Annotated in this window: 14 protein-coding genes; 4 read left to right on the forward strand and 10 right to left on the reverse strand. The window is 70.8% G+C overall.

What is annotated here, in order from left to right:
* Nucleotides 1-309 precede the first annotated feature (309 nt).
* Entirely contained in the window at nucleotides 310-1947 is a 1638-nt protein-coding gene (locus ABD357_RS31615) for a protein kinase domain-containing protein (protein WP_344394454.1), read from the forward strand.
* An 82-nt stretch (nucleotides 1948-2029) separates the two neighbouring features.
* Here the strand turns inward: ABD357_RS31615 and ABD357_RS31620 are convergent, their stop codons facing one another.
* On the reverse strand, nucleotides 2030-2569 hold the full coding sequence (locus ABD357_RS31620; RefSeq protein ID WP_344394455.1) for a bacterial proteasome activator family protein: 540 nt from the start codon (nucleotides 2567-2569) through the stop codon (nucleotides 2030-2032).
* A gap of 207 nt (nucleotides 2570-2776) precedes the next feature.
* Here ABD357_RS31620 and ABD357_RS31625 point away from each other — a divergent pair, with 207 nt between their 5' ends.
* Nucleotides 2777-3229: a hypothetical protein gene (locus ABD357_RS31625; RefSeq protein ID WP_344394456.1), complete on the forward strand. Its 453-nt coding sequence runs from the start codon at nucleotides 2777-2779 to the stop codon at nucleotides 3227-3229.
* 27 nt (nucleotides 3230-3256) lie between these two features.
* Here ABD357_RS31625 and ABD357_RS31630 read toward each other — a convergent pair whose 3' ends face one another.
* The 7 genes from ABD357_RS31630 to pdhA are packed head-to-tail and all read right to left on the reverse strand — an operon-like array spanning nucleotide 3257 to nucleotide 11369.
* The gene (locus ABD357_RS31630) at nucleotides 3257-4237 is read right to left on the reverse strand and encodes an NAD(P)H-quinone oxidoreductase (protein ID WP_344394457.1); all 981 of its coding nucleotides are present in this window, start codon (nucleotides 4235-4237) and stop codon (nucleotides 3257-3259) included.
* Nucleotides 4238-4246: 9 nt separating this feature from the next.
* On the reverse strand, nucleotides 4247-5398 hold the full coding sequence (locus tag ABD357_RS31635; RefSeq protein WP_344394458.1) for a potassium channel family protein: 1152 nt from the start codon (nucleotides 5396-5398) through the stop codon (nucleotides 4247-4249).
* Nucleotides 5399-5437: 39 nt separating this feature from the next.
* Nucleotides 5438-6721 (reverse strand): molybdopterin molybdotransferase MoeA, encoded by a 1284-nt coding sequence (locus ABD357_RS31640; protein WP_344394459.1) that lies wholly within the window; start codon nucleotides 6719-6721, stop codon nucleotides 5438-5440.
* Nucleotides 6718-7650, reverse strand: coding sequence for an NTP transferase domain-containing protein (locus ABD357_RS31645; RefSeq protein WP_344394460.1), 933 nt, complete (start codon nucleotides 7648-7650; stop codon nucleotides 6718-6720). Before ABD357_RS31645 ends, ABD357_RS31640 begins: the two co-directional genes overlap by 4 nt.
* Before the next feature lie 25 nt (nucleotides 7651-7675).
* On the reverse strand, nucleotides 7676-9217 hold the full coding sequence (locus ABD357_RS31650) for a dihydrolipoamide acetyltransferase family protein (RefSeq protein WP_344394461.1): 1542 nt from the start codon (nucleotides 9215-9217) through the stop codon (nucleotides 7676-7678).
* Complete coding sequence (locus tag ABD357_RS31655) at nucleotides 9217-10221, reverse strand: alpha-ketoacid dehydrogenase subunit beta (protein WP_344394462.1); 1005 nt, start codon at nucleotides 10219-10221, stop codon at nucleotides 9217-9219. Before ABD357_RS31655 ends, ABD357_RS31650 begins: the two co-directional genes overlap by 1 nt.
* Nucleotides 10218-11369, reverse strand: coding sequence for a pyruvate dehydrogenase (acetyl-transferring) E1 component subunit alpha (gene pdhA / locus ABD357_RS31660; protein WP_344394463.1), 1152 nt, complete (start codon nucleotides 11367-11369; stop codon nucleotides 10218-10220). Before pdhA ends, ABD357_RS31655 begins: the two co-directional genes overlap by 4 nt.
* A 188-nt stretch (nucleotides 11370-11557) precedes the next feature.
* Here pdhA and ABD357_RS31665 point away from each other — a divergent pair, with 188 nt between their 5' ends.
* Complete coding sequence (locus ABD357_RS31665; protein ID WP_344394688.1) at nucleotides 11558-12043, forward strand: Lrp/AsnC family transcriptional regulator; 486 nt, start codon at nucleotides 11558-11560, stop codon at nucleotides 12041-12043.
* An 80-nt stretch (nucleotides 12044-12123) separates the two neighbouring features.
* Here ABD357_RS31665 and ABD357_RS31670 read toward each other — a convergent pair whose 3' ends face one another.
* Nucleotides 12124-12714, reverse strand: coding sequence for a TetR/AcrR family transcriptional regulator (locus ABD357_RS31670; protein ID WP_344394464.1), 591 nt, complete (start codon nucleotides 12712-12714; stop codon nucleotides 12124-12126).
* Entirely contained in the window at nucleotides 12711-14228 is a 1518-nt protein-coding gene (locus ABD357_RS31675; RefSeq protein WP_344394465.1) for a 3-hydroxyacyl-CoA dehydrogenase, read from the reverse strand. Before ABD357_RS31675 ends, ABD357_RS31670 begins: the two co-directional genes overlap by 4 nt.
* Before the next feature lie 148 nt (nucleotides 14229-14376).
* On the opposite strand from ABD357_RS31675, the gene paaN reads away from it, so the two are divergent.
* Nucleotides 14377-16071, forward strand: a complete 1695-nt coding sequence (paaN, locus tag ABD357_RS31680; protein ID WP_344394466.1) for a phenylacetic acid degradation protein PaaN — start codon at nucleotides 14377-14379, stop codon at nucleotides 16069-16071.
* Nucleotides 16072-16081: the final 10 nt, after the last annotated feature.

The following is a 16081-nucleotide window of genomic DNA, read 5'->3' on the forward strand; positions in this document are numbered from 1 at the left end:
GTCCGCGCGGTGGTTGTTACGGTCTCCAACGGGCCACGCTACAGCCTCCACATGAGGCGCCGGTCCGAGATGGACGGGTCATGAAACCCGTAGCGGGTCTCCAGGTGCAAATTCTGTGTACCGGCCGCACGTCACCTGTAACGCTTCCGCGACGCTTCTTTCGCGTACGGTCACGGATCGGGCACCGCGCTTGACGTGTCAGTGCCCTCGGGCAGACTTGGCCGGGAATGGACAAAGGATCACCGACCGCGGGAGCACATCAGGAGCTTTCGCCCGCGCGACGGCGCATGCCGATGGGGGACGCAGAACATGAGCCAGGACGGCGTACAGGGCCGGTACGCGGGGCGTGCGGTCGCCGGTGGCCGCTACCAACTGCGTGATCTGCTAGGCGAAGGCGGCATGGCCTCGGTCCATCTCGCATACGACTCGGTGCTCGACCGACAAGTAGCGATCAAGACACTTCACACAGAGCTGGGACGCGAACAAGCCTTCCGTGAGCGCTTCCGCCGCGAGGCCCAGGCAGTGGCGAAACTCACGCACACGAACATCGTCTCGGTCTTCGACACCGGCGAGGACGATCTCGGCGGTGTGACCACTCCATACATCGTCATGGAGTACGTCGAGGGCAAGCCGCTCGGCTCCGTCCTGGAGGCGGACATCGCGCAGTATGGCGCGATGCCCTCCGACAAGGCCCTGAAGATCACCGCGGATGTGCTGGCGGCGCTGGAGATCAGCCACGAGATGGGCCTGGTCCACCGCGACATCAAGCCGGGCAACGTCATGATGACGAAGCGGAACGTCGTCAAGGTGATGGACTTCGGCATCGCCCGCGCCATGCAGTCCGGCGTCACCTCCATGACCCAGACCGGCATGGTGGTCGGCACCCCGCAGTACCTCTCCCCGGAGCAGGCGCTGGGCCGCGGCGTGGACGCCCGCTCCGACCTGTACTCCGTCGGCATCATGCTCTTCCAGCTGGTCACCGGACGGCTGCCGTTCGAGGCGGACTCGCCGCTCGCGATCGCTTATGCACATGTCCAGGAGGAGCCCGTCGCGCCCTCCTCGATCAACCGCTCGCTGCCGCCGGCCGTGGACTCGCTGATCGCCCGCGCGCTGAAGAAGAACCCGAACGAGCGCTTCCCGAGCGCCGAGGCGATGCGCGACGAGTGCCATCGCGTGGCCCAGTCGCTGCACTCGGCCGCGCCGAACATCGTCCCGGGGGCGCAGACGTCGAGCGGCGCCGGTGTCGGCTCCGCGGTCTTCCCACCGATCGACCAGACGGGCCCGAGCCCGGCGGGGAACGTCCAGACGCCGTACACACCCGGTCCGTACGGCCCACCGACCCCCTCACCCACGCCGCAGTCCGCGGCCTACGGCTATCCGCAGCAGGGCGGCTACCCGACGCCCCCGCAGACCGCGGCGTACTCCCCGCAGCAGGGCCTGACGCCCCCGCCGCCCTACACGATCTCCCCGCAGCAGCCCTCGGCCCCCTCCCCGGGCGGCGGCCGCAAGAGCAACCTGCCGGTGATCATCGGCTCGGCCGTCGTCGCGCTCGCCGCAGTCGTCGGACTGATCCTGGCGCTGAACAGGGGCGGGGGCGGCGACCCGGGCGGTGACGACGACGCCAGCGCGTCCGCGACGAAGCAGCAGGAGGCCGGGTACAAGGCGCCGGACCCCTCGAAGACGATCGAGCCGGAGAAGTGCACGGAGCCGGACGAGTCGTACAACGACCCCAACAAGATCAAGCTGCCCGACTTCACCTTCAAGAACATCGACTCGGTGAAGAAGTGCCTGCAGCAGGCGGGCTGGCAGTACGAAGAGAAGCCGGTCGACGAGAACACCTACGGCGACGGCACGATCATGAAACAGTTCCCCGCGGACGACACGGACGTCGACCCCAACAACATGCCCAAGATCCAGCTCGATGTCTCGACGGGCAATCCCGCCTGATCCTCCGGACATGATCTTCCGGACAGGCGAAGGGCCCGGCATCCGTGCCGGGCCCCTTTCGTCTGCTGTCGTCTACGCGCTGTTACAGGTACGGCCCGCCCGAGCGGCCGCCCTGGTGCGGCTCTTCGTCGCCCTCGCCGCCGACGCCCGGCGGCAGCGCGCGGCGCATCTGCTCCAGCTGGGCGCGGGCCGCCATCTGCTGGGCGAACAGGGTCGTCTGGATGCCGTGGAAGAGGCCCTCCAGCCAGCCCACCAACTGGGCCTGCGCGATACGCAGCTCGGCGTCGGAGGGGACGCCGTCGTCCGTGAACGGCAGGGAGAGCCGCTCCAGTTCCTCGACGAGATCGGGAGCGAGACCGTCCTCCAGCTCCTTGACCGAGCTGGCATGGATCTCCTTGAGGCGGACCCGGCTCGCCTCGTCCAGAGGTGCCGCACGCACCTCCTCCAGCAGTTGCTTGATCATGCTCCCGATGCGCATGACCTTGGCGGGCTGCTCCACCATCTCCGTCACCGGGACCTCGCGGGAGTCGTCGTCTCCTCCGCCGCCGAGAGCCATGCCATCCTGGCCCACGACCAGGATCTGTGGGTTCTCCGGCGACCTTTCGTTCCTCGGCATCTCCATGCCGCCATTCTCTCGCACCCGTACACCTCATCACCGTGGTGCCCCCTCACAAAAGAGATCCACCGTGTACGGGATCGGTGTTCGCCTCGGGCGGACAGTCCCGTGAACGCCGGGCTTGTCACCGAATGTCACCGAGATGCCGGAATGCGGGGCCCGTGTGACGCTTGATGCGTCTTGGCGCCCGAGCATCGGGAGGGGGTCATCGACATGACTCCGTGGCTTCGCACGCTGAGTACAGCCGGCCTGCTGCTGGTCCTGGGGGCGGCCCCCGCTCCTGTCTCGTACGCGTGGCCCGCCTCGAAGTCCTCGCTCGTTGCCCCGTCCACCGCTTCGTACGCCGTCGAGCCGGCCCCGACCGAGTCGCGCGCCGGCAGCAGTGCGGGCGTGGGCCGTCAGAGGCCGGGGCGGCAGGCGTCGCCGGAGGAGGATGCCGGCGCCATACGCACAGAGATCGACCCCGGCGTTCCCGAGGTGCCGGACATCCCGGTCGGCCCGGAGACCGGCGTCGGCTCCGACGTGGGCTCCGAGCCGTCACGGCACGCCGCGCCGCCGTCCTCCTCACAGCCCGTACTGCGCGTCCTCCCCCTGGGGGGCGGCCTGGTCCTCATCGGGCTCGGCCTGGGGCTCGCGTTCCTCGGCCTGCGCGTACGGCGCGGCTGAGACGCCGTACGGGAGCGCGCTGAAGGATTACGGGAGCGTCAGCAGCACCTTTCCGATGTGCCCGCTCTCCTCCAGCACGCGGTGTGCAGCGGCTGCCTCGCTCATCGGCAGCGCCCGGTCGACGACCGGGCGTACATGGCCGCCGGAGATCAGCGGCCAGACGTGCTCGCGCACGGCCGCGACGATCGCCGCCTTCTCGGCGACGGGCCGGGCACGCAACGAGGTGGCGGTGATGGCGGCCCGCTTGCTCAGAAGCGCGCCGAGGTTCAGCTCGCCCTTGATGCCGCCCTGCAGGCCGATGACCGCGATGCGACCGTTGGTGGCGAGCGCCTTGACGTTCCGCTCCAGGTACTTGGCGCCCATGATGTCGAGGATGACGTCCGCGCCCGCGCCGTCCGTGGCGGTCCTGATCTCCTCGACGAAGTCCTGCTCGCGGTAGTTGATCAGCACGTCCGCGCCCAGATCGGCGCAGTACGCCAGCTTCTCCTTGCTGCCCGCCGTGACGGCGACCTTTGCGCCGACAGCCTTGGCCAGCTGGATCGCCATGGTGCCGATGCCGCTCGCACCGCCGTGCACGAGGAGGGTCTCGCCGGGGCGGAGGTGGGCGATCATGAAGACGTTGGACCACACCGTGCAGGTCACCTCGGGCAGCGCGGCCGCCTGCTGGAGATCGATGCCCTCGGGCACGGGCAGCAGCTGTCCGGCCGGTACGGCGACCTTCTCGGCGTACCCGCCGCCCGCGAGCAGCGCGCACACCTCGTCGCCGACCGCCCATCCCGAAACGCCGGGGCCGAGCTCGGCGATGCGTCCGGAGCATTCGAGGCCGGGGTACGGGGGGGTGCCGGGCGGGGGATCGTAGAAGCCCTGCCTCTGGAGGAGATCGGCGCGGTTGACCGCCCCGGCCACCACCTCGACCAGCACTTCGCCCTCTCCGGGCACCGGATCCGGGACCTCGTCCCACACCAGCGCCTCGGGCCCACCAGGTTCAGGAATCGTGATCGCACGCATGCGGCGAGGCTACTCCCGGGGTTTCGGCCGACCGACGGCCCCTCCTGCCGATGGCTCGACCCCGGGCAGGCGCTTGGTGTCGGGCATGACCTGCGTATGCGGCGTCTTCCGTACGATGGTGATCAGACGGTCCGTCAACTGGAGTTTCCCGAGGGCCGGATCGTCGTATCCGAGCACGCGATGCCCTCGTACGACACTCACCACCAGGTCGTCCACGTCCCGTGGCCCACGCCCCACCTCGGCCTTCACAACGGGCCGTTCAACGATGTCGAGCCCGCTGCCCTGCTGGATGAGGTCCTCCAGGACCATGCCCGCGCTGGGGCTGAGCACCGAGAGCCCGAGCAGCCGTCCGGCCGCGCTCGCACTGGTGATCACGACATCGGCACCGGACTGGCGCAGCAGTGGCGCGTTCTCCTCCTCGCGGACCGCAGCCACGATCTTCGCCCCGCGATTGAGCTGGCGGGCCGTCAGCGCCACGAGTACGGCTGTGTCGTCGCGCTGGGTCGCGATGATGATCTGCCGCGCCTTCTGCACCTCGGCCCTGATCAAAACGTCGCTGCGCGTGGCGTCGCCGACCACACCTGCGTACCCGTCCGCCGTCGCCGCGTCGACCACCTTCGTACTGGGGTCGACCACCACGACCTGCTCCTTTTTCAACCCTGTCGCACACACGGTCTGAATTGCCGACCGCCCCTTCGTCCCGAAGCCGATGACAACGGTGTGCTCCCTCAAAGCGGTCCTCCAGCGATTCAGTCGCCATTCCTCCCGGGTCCGCTCGGTGAGGACCTCGAGAGTGGTGCCGACCAGGATGATCAGGAAGAGCACGCGCAGCGGCGTGATCACAAAGATGTTGGTGAGCCGGGCTGCGTCGCTGACCGGGGTGATATCGCCATACCCTGTGGTCGAGAGGGTGACCGTCGCGTAGTAGAAAGCGTCGAGCAGGTCGACCGCGTCGTCCGAGTTGTCGTTGTAGCCGTCGCGGTCGAGGTAGACGAGGAAGCCGGTCGAGATCAGGATCAGCAGCGCCACGACGACGCGCTTGGCGACCTGGCGGAACGGGTGTTCCACGGTCCGGCGGGGAAGCCTCACCCGCTGGGTCACGAGACGTTCGTCGGCCTGGCGGGCGATCGCGTCATGGCCCGGAAGTTTCACGTGAAACACTCCCCGATCCGGTTCATATGAGAGTCACCCCGAGCCGGATCATGCGAGGCCCGCCCCAGCTGTGGCTGTCGCCCACGGCAGCTCGAGGATCTCCAACTCCTGGCCGGGGCGGCCACCGCTGGGCGGGACGACCGCGAGCGCGTCGGCCACGGCGATGCCGCGCAGCATGGCCGGGCCGTTGTAGTGCAGCGGCACGGCCCGGTCCTCGCGCAGCATGACGGGGATCAGCCGGGTGTCGTACGGATGCCCGTGCGCCGCCTCCTGGAGGGGCAGCGTGTACGACTCCGGGACCGGACGTCCCGCGAGCGTACGCAGCAGAGGTTCGGCGAGCGTGAGCAGGCCGGAGACGGCGGCGAGGGGGTTGCCGGGCAGACCGACGAGGTGCTGGTTCCTCTTGGTGCGGGCCAGCAGCATGGGGTGCCCGGGGCGCACCTTGACGCCGTTCACCAGGAGTTGGGCGCCGATGCGGCGCAAGGTGGGGTGGACATGGTCGACCGGGCCCGCGGCGGTGCCGCCGGTGGTGACGATGAGGTCGGCTTCGGAGTGCTGCAGTGCCTTGTGCAGGGCCTCGGCGTCGTCGCCGAGCCTGCGCACCGCGATGACGTCCGCGCCTAGTGCGCGCAGCCAGGGCGGCAGCATCGGGCCGAGCGCGTCGCGGATCAGACCCTCGTGGGGCAGGCCTTCGGTGAGCAATTCGTCGCCCAGGACGAGGACTTCGGCGCGTGGTCGCGGGACGGCGGAGACGGTGTCGTATCCGGCGGCGGCCGCAAGCCCGAGCACGGGCGGGGTGATGAGCGTCCCGGGAGGCAGGAGGGCGTCACCGGAGCGGCACTCCTGGCCGCGCGGCCGGATGTCCTGGCCGTGCACGACGTCCCGGGTCGCGTGCAGCCGGTCCTTGTCGTCGGTGCGGCCGTGCTCGCTGCGCAGGACGGCGGTGGCGTCCTGCGGGATACGTGCGCCGGTGGCGATCCGGACCGCCTCGCCGTCGGTGAGCGGCGCCGGCTCGGCGTGCCCGGCGAGCACCCCTTCCGGCCGGACCTGCCACGGGCCGGGTCCGGCGACCGCCCAGCCGTCCATCGCGGAGGTGTCGAACGAGGGGAGGTCCGTGAGGGCGGTGAGGGAGGCGGCGAGGACGAGTCCCAGCGCGGCGTCGAGCGGGACGGAGACGGGGGCGGCCGGGGTGCGGGGGGCTCGCGCGGCGGTGGCCCGTGCTTGTGGCCAAGGGGTGGCTTCGCCGGGCCGGCGGGCATCGCTGTCCTTGACCAAGGCGAGGGCCTCCTCCACGTCGAGGTCGACGTCCTCGTACTGCCCGTGGGCGGTCATCCGGCGTCCGGGCGGGCTTCAGCGGCAGGGGCCGAACCGGGCTCGGACGGGGCCCCTTCGGCGTCCTCCTCGGCCCAGCGCAGCGCGAGCGCTGTCGCCTTGCGCGCGGCCTCGGCCACTGCCTCGGGACCTCCCTTGGCCTGGGCGGCCGCGTATCCGACGAGGAACGTCGTCAGCGGAGCCGCGGGCCGGGCCACATTGTGTGCGGCGTCGCGGGCGAGATCGAGCAGGTTGCCGGTGTCGACCTCGAGGTCGATGCCGAGCTCTTCCTTGACTGCGGAAATCCATTCATCCAACACGTTCCCATGCTCCCTGATACGTGCCCGGGCAGCAGCGATGTCGTCCCAGGTGTCGCAGTCGAAGGACGCGACGGGGTCGGTGATACGGGTCAGGTCGAGCACACCGGTGAGCAGCCGTAGCGGCAGCCCGGCCAGACCACCGTGCTCGGCGCCGAGCGCCGCCAGCTCACGGCGCAGCGCCGCACTCCGGTACGCGGCCACGAGCGGCTGGTCGCGGCCATCGGGGTCGGTGAGGAGCACGCCTTCGGTGTCGGTCGACCGAACGGCGGCCAGCAGCCGTCGTACCGTCTCCTCGTCGAGGAACGGCAGATCGGCGGAGAGCACCACGACATTCGCCGCCGAGGTCTGCCGGAGCCCCGCGTCGAGCGCGGCCAGCGGCCCCGCGCCGGGCGGTTCCTCGCGCGCCCACAGCACCGGGCGGGCGGTGGCCCTGCGGTCGGCCACGACCACGGTGGTGGAGGCGGAGGAACAGGCGGCCAGGACCCGGTCGAGCAGCGGGCGACCGCCCACGCGCACACCGGGCTTGTCGGTGCCGCCGAGCCGCCGGGCGGCACCTCCGGCGAGCACGACGGCGTCGTGTTCATCGACACCGGAGTCGCCGGGGTCGCCGGGGGGCTGGTACGCGGTCACCCCACGAGTATGCGGGCCACGGCGATCACAGGGAACGCAGGAGTACCGCCGGCTGCTCCACGCAGTCCGCCACATACCGCAGGAATCCGCCCGCCGTGCCGCCGTCGCACACCCGGTGGTCGAAGGTGAGCGAGAGCTGGACGACCTGCCGCACCGCCAGCTCGCCTTCGAACACCCAGGGCTTGGGAACGATCCGGCCGACGCCGAGCATGGCCGCCTCGGGGTGGTTGATGATCGGCGTGGAGCCGTCGACGCCGAACACGCCGTAGTTGTTCAACGTGAAGGTCCCGCCGGTGAGTTCACCTGGCGTGAGCGTCCCGGTCCGCGCCGCTTCGGTGAGCCGCGCGAACTCCGCGCTCAGCGACTGGGCGTCCCGCGTGTGCGCGTCCTTCACCACCGGCACGACGAGCCCCCGCTCGGTCTGCGCCGCGAACCCGAGGTGCACCTCGTCGAGCTGTACGACCTCTCTGGCGTCCATGTCGACCGTGGAGTTGAGTTCGGGATGGCGGGCGAGGGCGGCGGTGCAGATGCGGGCGAGCAGCGCGAGGAGGGAGATCTTCGGGCCGCCGGTTGCGTTCATCGCCACGCGCGCGTGCAGGAGTTCCGTCGCGTCGGCGTCCACCCAGCAGGTTGCGTCGGGGATCTCCCGGCGGCTGCGGGCGAGCTTGTCGGCGACGACACCGCGTATGCCTCGCAGGGGGATGCGGGTGCCTGCAGCTGCCGGAACGCTTGCCACGTGCGCGGGAACCTCACCGGCGGGCGCGGCAGGAACGCGCGCGTGGGGGGCGGCCGAGGGCTCCGGCCCTGTCGGCGCGTACGACACAGCGCCGGTCTCCATCGCCCGGCCGCGAGCACCGGCGGCGCGTGCCGCGTGCGCCGCGTGCTCCACGTCTGCCCGCAGAATCAGTCCGTCGGGTCCGGACCCCGCCAGCTCCCGCAGGTCCAGGCCGTATTCCCGGGCCAGCCGCCGCACGAGCGGGGAGATCACCGGCACCGGACCGTCGGCGCGGCGTCCGTCCCCGCCGCCCGGCCGGCCCTCGGTGGTGGCCACGTCCTGCGCGAGGCGGCGGGCGGCGGCCTCGTGCGCCGCCGTTCCCATGGCACCGCTGTCCGTACCCCGGTCGGTATCCGAGGTGTCCGCACCGCGACCGGCGGACGTCGCGTCCGAGCTGCCGGGCTCCTCCATGGGCCGTCCACGCGGCTGCCGCCCAGCAGCCGCCGGGCCGGTCGGCCGTACCCTTCCGCGCCGCGCGGGCGGTGTTCCCGTGCCGTATCCCACGAGTACGTTGCCGGACCCCTCGTCCGTGTCACCGGAGGCGGACGCTCCGACCGCCACCGTCAACAGCGGTGCTCCGACGGGCAGTTCCGTGCCCTCCTCGCCGAAGCGGGACGTGACCACGCCGCCGTACGGGCAGGGCACCTCGACCATCGCCTTGGCCGTCTCGACCTCGACGACCGGCTGGTCGACGGCAACGACGTCGCCGACCTGGACGAGCCAGCGGACGATCTCCGCCTCGGTGAGCCCTTCGCCGAGGTCGGGCAGCCTGAATTCGAGGACCTGGGGCATCAGTTCTCCGCCTCCCACTGCAGCCGCGCGACCGTGTCCAGGATGCGGTCGACGCCGGGCAGATGGTGCCGCTCCAGCATCGGCGGCGGGTACGGGATGTCGAACCCGGCGACCCGCAGTACTGGCGCCTCCAGGTAGTGGAAGCACCGCTCGGTGACCCGCGCGGCGATCTCCCCGCCCGGACCGCCGAAGCTCCCGGACTCGTGCACCACGACGGCCCGGCCCGTGCGCCGTACAGACGCGGTCACCGTCTCGTCGTCGAACGGCACCAGGGAGCGCAGATCGACGACTTCGAGGTTCCAGCCCTCGGCCCGCGCCGCCTCGGCCGCCTCCAGGCAGACGGGCAGGGACGGCCCGTACGTGATCAGCGTGGCGCTCCGGCCCGAGCGCCGCACGACCGCGCGGCCTATCGGTTCAACGGCCGGTGGCTCGTCGGGGTTCCAGGAGTCCTTCGACCAGTACAGGCGCTTGGGTTCGAGGAAGACGACCGGGTCGTCGGAGGCGATGGCGGCCCGCAGCAGCCCGTATGCGTCGGCGACCGTCGCGGGCGTGACGACATGGAGCCCCGGAGTCGCCATGTAGTACGCCTCGGAGGAGTCGCTGTGGTGCTCGACGCCGCCGATGCCTCCTCCGTAGGGGACACGGATCGTGATCGGCAATGGCATCGCTCCGCGGGTGCGGTTGCGCATCCGCGACACATGGGAGATCAGCTGCTCGAAGGCGGGGTAGGCGAAGGCGTCGAACTGCATCTCCACGACTGGCCTGAGCCCGTACATGGCCATGCCGACGGCCGTCCCCAGGATGCCCGCCTCGGCCAGCGGCGTGTCCGTACAGCGTTCCTCGCCGAATTCCTTGGCGAGCCCGTCGGTGACCCGGAAGACACCGCCGAGGGTGCCGACGTCCTCACCCATGACGTGGACGGCCGGGTCGGCGGCCATCGCGTCGCGCAGGGCACGGCCGAGGGCCTGCGCCATGGTGGCCGGTTTCACGGCGACCGTGGTCATCGCGGCGCTCCCTCCGACTCGTGGTGCCGCTCCTCGGCGGCCAGTTCGGCCCGCAACTGTGCCTCCTGCTCAAGGAGCTGGGTGGTGGGCCGGTCATAGACGTGCCCGAAGAGGTCCATCGGGTCGAGCACCGGGTCCTGGTTCATACGCTCGCGCAGGTCCGCGGCCATCGCCTCGGCGTCCTCGCGCGCGGCCCGGATGCCGGCGTCGTCGAGGAGTCCGCGCTCGGTCAGCGCGTGCTCCAGGAGAGTGATCGGGTCGTGTGCGCGCCAGGCCTCGATCTCTGCGTCGCCGCGGTAGCGCTTGTCGTCGTCGGCGTTCGTGTGGGCGTCGATGCGGTAGGTCACCGCCTCCACGAGTGTCGGTCCGCCTCCCGCGCGCGCGTGGGCCACGGCTTCGCCGAGGACCTGGTGCACCGCGGCCGCGTCGTTGCCGTCGACCAGGCGGCCCGGCATGCCGTAGCCGACCGCCTTGTGGGCGAGGGAGGGCGCGGCGGTCTGCTTCGCGAGCGGTACGGAGATCGCGAAGCCGTTGTTCTGGACGAGGAAGACGACCGGGGCCTGCCAGACGGCGGCGAAGTTCAGTGCCTCGTGGAAGTCGCCCTCACTGGTGCCGCCGTCACCGACCAGGGCGAGCGCGACCACGTCGTCGCCCTGAAGACGCGCGGCATGGGCGAGACCCACGGCATGCGGGAGTTGGGTCGCGAGGGGGGTGCACAGGGGCGCGATACGGCGCTCGCGGGGGTCGTATCCGCTGTGCCAGTCGCCGCGCAGGAGGCCCAGGGCCTGGACGGGATCGAGGCCGCGGGCGACGGCGGCGAGCGTGTCGCGGTAGCTGGGGAAGAGCCAGTCGCGTTCTTCGAGGACGAGCGCGGCGGCGACCTGGCAGGCCTCCTGGCCGGTGGAGGAGGGGTAGACCGCGAGCCGGCCCTGCTTGGTGAGGGCGGTGGCCTGCGTGTTGTAGCGACGGCCGCGCACCAGCTCCCCGTACAGACGACGCAGCAGCCCCGGGTCGGCCTCGGCCGCCGCGTCCGTGCCGAGGACGCGGTACGGAGCCTCGTCCGGCAACAGGGGGGCGGGGTCGGTGCGGGGCTGCCAGGCAGGCGGCGGGGTGGGCCGATAGGCGCCCCGCTGCTCCATGACCGTCATGACGGCACCTCCTCGTGGGAGTGGTTCGGCGGCACACCAGTTGTGATGCGCCTCACCTACCGATTGTTCGGTCGTCGGCACATTTTGGCTACAGGCAGCTCCAGGCTGTGGACAATCGGTTCTCCACAGCCTGGGATGGATGCAGTACGTCCATGGTATGGAGGCGGGGGGACATGGCACCTGAACAAATGGCCGAGGGACCGGAGGGCGGCCGTGGCGACACTCCTCCGCGTCCGCTGGACGCCATCGATCAGGACATCCTCCAGATGCTGCGCTCGGACGGTCGTGCGTCCATACGGTCCGTCGCCGAGCGCGTCCATGTGTCCCGGGCCAACGCGTACGCGCGCATCAACCGGCTCATCGAGGACGGCGTGATCCTCGGCTTCGGCGCCCGCATCAACCATGAGCGGGCCGGGAAGGGCGCCGCCGCCTACATCACCCTGAAGATCGTGCAGAACTCCTGGCGAACGGTGCGCGAACAGCTTCGCGCGCTCCCCGAGGTGGCCCACATCGCCCTGGTCAGCGGGGACTTCGACGTCCTGCTCCTGGTGCACACGCCGGACAACAGGAATCTGCGCGACCTGGTGCTGACCCGCCTCCAGTCCATCCCGGAGGTGCTCAGCACCCGGACCCTGCTCGTCTTCGAGGAGGAGGACGTGGAGCCGGAGGGCTGACCCCGCTGCCTTTTCGCGGCGTGCGGCCCGGCTTCTTCGGGGCTTGCGGCCCGGCTTCTCCGGGGCTTGCGGCCCGGCCCTCACTCCTCCTTGCGCAGCCCCTCGAAGACCAACCGCACGACCGCGTCGGCGACTTCGCGCTCGCCCACGCCCCGGCCGTCGGGCCGGTACCACTCGACGAGTGAGTTGATCATCCCGAAGACCAGCCTGGTGGCGAGCCCGAACTCCACGTCCGCGCGGACGTCGCCGTCGGCCGCCGCTTCCTTCATGAGCTCGGCCACCCGGTGGTCGAACTCCCGGCGCCGCTCCAGGGCCCAGCGCTCGGTGCCGGTGTTGCCGCGCACCCGCAGCAGGAGCGTCACGTACGGCAGTTCGGCGGTGAGCACCTCGACCATGCGCCGGGTGACGTACTCCAGTCGCCGCACGGCACGCCCCACGCGCGCGTGTTCCTCGTCGAGGATCCCGAAGAGGCCGTCCAGCGCCCGGCTCACGGCCCGGCGCAGCAGCTCCTCCTTGCCCGCGACGTGGTGGTATATCGACGACTTGGAGATGCCGGCCGCCTTGGAAAGGTGCTCCATGGACGTGCCGTCGTAACCGCGCTCGTTGAAGACCCGCACGGCGACGGAGAGCAGCGTCTCCGGGGTGTACGTGTCGCGCTTGGCCGTGGTCATGAGGTGGTGCCCTCCCGCTTGTCCGAGGCGTACGCGTGGCGGTAGAGCGCGAGGGAAGGCGCGTACCGTCCGGAGGGGTCGCGCAGATGCATTTCGTCCAGGACGTCGTACGCCCAGCTCTTGCCGAGTCTGCGGCTCCATTCGAAGGGCCCCAGCGGGTAGTTGACGCCCAGGCGCATCGCCGTGTCGATGTCCTCCTCGGTGGCCACCCCCTTGGTGACCGCGTCGTGCGCCAGGTCGATGATGCGGGCCACGGTGCGGGCGACGATCGACCCGGGTACGTCCCCGATGACGCTGACGTCCTTGCCGAGCGCCTGGAAGAGCCCCGTGGCCTCGGTGAGGGTCGCCTGCTGGGTGTCCTGCGAGGCGGACAGGGCGATCCGGGTCGCCTTCCGGTAGTCGAGCGCCAGGTCGAAGTAGACGACGTCACGGAACTCGACGGAGGTCTGTCCGTCCGCGAGGGCCAGCTGTCCGCCGCTGGGCAGCACCAGGCGGGTGCCGTTGTCCTCCTCGTCCTCACGGACCTGGATGCCCGCCTCGCGGATCAGCGGGAGCAGTTCGGCCGCGGGGCCCAGGCCCCCCTCGGCGACGACGTACGCGGGCGGCTGGGCCTTCTCCGCGGTGTGCGGCTCGGGCCGCTCGGCGTCGTTCCCGTACGCGTACCAGCCGCGTCCCGTCTTGCGGCCGTGCCGGCGCGACTCGACGAGCCGCCGCTGGGCGAGCGAGGGCGTGAACCGCACGTCCTGGAAGAACGCCTCCCACACGGAGCGGGTGACCGCCTCGTTGACGTCCTGCCCGATGAGGTCGGTCAGCTCGAAGGCGCCCATCTTGAAACCGCCGGATTCGCGCAGGACGGCGTCGATCGTGGCGGGGTCGGCGGCCTGGGCCTCGTAGACCGCGAAGGCCTCGGCGTAGAAGGGCCGCGCGATGCGGTTGACGATGAAGCCGGGGGTGTCGGCGCAGGCGACCGGCGTCTTCCCCCAGGCACGTGCCGTCTCGTACGCGCGCGTGGCCGACGTGACGTCCGTCGCGAAACCGGAGACGACCTCCACGAGCGGCAGCAGCGGCGCGGGGTTGAAGAAGTGCAGGCCGACGAAGCGGCCGGGGTTTCGCAGGGCGCCGCCGATGGAGGTCACCGACAGGGAGGAGGTGTTGGTGGCGAGCAGGCAGTCGTGCGTGACGATCTCCTCGAGCTCGCGCAGCAGCTGCTGCTTGACGTCGAGCCGCTCCAGGACGGCCTCGACGACGAGATGTGAGTCGGCCAGTTCGGCCAGGCTCTCGGCGGACGTGAGGCGATTGCGCGCTGCGTCCCGGTCGGCGCCGGTCAGCCGGTCCTTCTCGACCAGCCGGTCGAGGCGGGCGCCGATGGCCTCGACCGCGGCCCGGGCGCGGCCGGGGACGGCGTCGTACAGCCGAACGGGGTGGCCAGCGACGAGTGCGACCTGAGCGATGCCCTGGCCCATGGTGCCCGTGCCGACGACGGCCACCGAGTCGGCGAGGTCGAGTGCTGTCATGCTCGCGATCCTCCCGCACGGGGTTTTCCACAGGTTCAGCGGACCCTCTTGTCCCGACCGATCGTTCGGTTACTCTAACTCTGACCGCCCATTTCCGCCCAGGTCGCGAGCTCAACGAAGAGCTCTAGAGACGAGGAGTTGGTCCCTGATGGCCGCCGCCGAACTCACCGCGCACCAGCTGATCGCCCAGCACCGGCCCACCCTCGATCAGGCGCTGGAAACGATCCGCACACGCGCGTACTGGTCCCCGCACCCCGAGCATCCCAAGGCGTACGGCGAGGACGGCAGCCTGGGCATGGCGGAAGGCAAGGCCGCCTTCGACGCCCTCCTGGGCAGCCGCCTCGACCTGGGCCAGCCCGGCACCGACGACTGGGTGGGCGGCGAAGTCTCCCCGTACGGCATCGAGTTGGGTGTCACATATCCGCACGCGGACATCGACGTCCTGCTGCCCGCCATGAAGGCCGGGCAGCGCGCATGGCGCGACGCGGGCGCGGAGACGCGTGCGGTGGTGTGTCTGGAGATCCTCAAGCGGATCAGCGACCGCACGCATGAGTTCGCGCACGCGGTCATGCACACCAGTGGCCAGGCCTTCATGATGGCGTTCCAGGCGGGCGGCCCCCATGCCCAGGACCGCGGCCTGGAGGCGGTGGCGTACGCGTATGTGGAGCAGGTCCGCACCCCTGACACCGCGGAGTGGACCAAGCCTCAGGGCAAGCGTGAGCCCCTCGCACTGAACAAGCAGTTCACGCCGGTGCCGCGCGGCATCGCCCTGCTGATCGGCTGCAACACCTTCCCGACGTGGAACGGCTATCCGGGCCTGTTCGCCTCCCTGGCCACGGGCAACCCGGTCCTGGTCAAGCCTCACCCGCGCGCGGTGCTGCCGCTCGCCCTCACCGTCCAGGTGGCACGTCAGGTGCTCGCCGAGGCGGGCTTCGACCCGAACCTGGTGGCGCTGGCCGCCGAGCGCCCCGGCGAGGGCATCGCCAAGACTCTGGCCACCCGCCCCGAGATCCGGATCATCGACTACACGGGCTCGACGGCGTTCGGCGACTGGCTGGAGGCCAACGCCCGGCAGGCGCAGGTCTACACGGAGAAGGCCGGCGTCAACACGGTGATCGTGGAGTCGACCGACAACTACAAGGGGATGCTGTCGAACCTCGCCTTCTCTTTGTCCCTCTACAGCGGCCAGATGTGCACGACCCCGCAGAACCTGCTGATCCCCCGCGACGGCATCCGTACGGAGGACGGCCCCAAGTCGTACGACGAGGTGGTCGCCGATCTCGCGAAGTCGGTCGGCGACCTCCTCGGGGACGACGCCCGCGCGAACGCCCTGCTCGGCGCGATCGTGAACCCGGACGTGAAGGCCCGCCTGGAGGCCGCGTCGGGTCTTGGCGAAGTCGCCCTGGCCTCACGGGAGATCCGCAACCCGGAGTTCCCGGACGCGGTCGTCCGTACGCCCGTGATCGTGAAGCTGGACGGCGCCAAGCCCGATGCCGAGGCGGCCTACATGAGCGAATGCTTCGGGCCGGTCTCGTTCGCGGTCGCGGTCGACTCGGCCGACGAGGCCGTGGAGCTGCTGCGGCGGACGATCAGGGACAAGGGCGCCATGACGGTCGGCGCGTACACCACCTCGCAGGAGGTCGAGCAGGCCGTCCAGGAGGCCTGCCTGGAGGAGTGCGCCCAGCTCTCGCTGAACCTGACCGGCGGGGTGTACGTCAACCAGACGGCGGCCTTCTCGGACTTCCACGGCTCGGGCGGCAACCCGGCGGCGAACGCGGCGCTGTGCGACGGGGCATTCGTGGCGAACCGCTTCCGGCTGGTGGAGGTGCGCCGGGAGGCGTGAGCCTTCGTTC

The sequence above is a fragment of the Streptomyces vastus genome (assembly GCF_039532825.1).
Classification (GTDB): domain Bacteria; phylum Actinomycetota; class Actinomycetes; order Streptomycetales; family Streptomycetaceae; genus Streptomyces; species Streptomyces vastus.